Genomic DNA, 439 nt, shown 5'->3' with positions numbered 1-439 from the left:
GAAGAAGCAAGATCATGGGAAACCTCACCATCGGTCGACGTCAACTGCTTGGCGGCACCGCCGCACTCGCGACAGTGCTCGCTGCGAGCGCATGTGGCATGAGTGGTTCAGGCGACAAACCGTCGAGGCAGGCATCTGTTAAACCGTCCGCAAAGATCGAAGGCAGCATCCAGTTCCAAACCTGGCCGCTCAAGAACGAAAAGTTCACGCCCTACTTCAAGAAGCTCGTTAAGTCCGTTGAGAAGGAACATCCCGGAACAACGATCAAGTGGGTTGACCAGCCATGCGAGGGCTATGAGGAGAAAGTCCAGCAGCAAGCCACCGCTGGACAGCTGCCGGATGTCATTAACATACCGCCGAACTTCGCGTGGCAGCTCCTCAAAGCCAACAAGGTCATGGACCTCAAGAAGGCTGACGCGGCAGCCACCAACACATATAT

Annotated in this window: 1 protein-coding gene; it reads left to right on the top strand. The window is 55.8% G+C overall.

Translation table 11 applies throughout. The annotated features are described in order from the left end of the window. Window positions 1-14 precede the first annotated feature (14 nt). The coding region (locus CRD59_RS07715) for an extracellular solute-binding protein (protein ID WP_113854071.1) at window positions 15-439 on the top strand (425 nt) is incomplete at its 3' end.

The sequence above is a fragment of the Bifidobacterium xylocopae genome, assembly GCF_003315615.1.
Classification (GTDB): domain Bacteria; phylum Actinomycetota; class Actinomycetes; order Actinomycetales; family Bifidobacteriaceae; genus Bombiscardovia; species Bombiscardovia xylocopae.
Note: the sequence above shows the minus strand (reverse complement) of the source record. Positions and strands in the feature narration are given on the sequence as shown.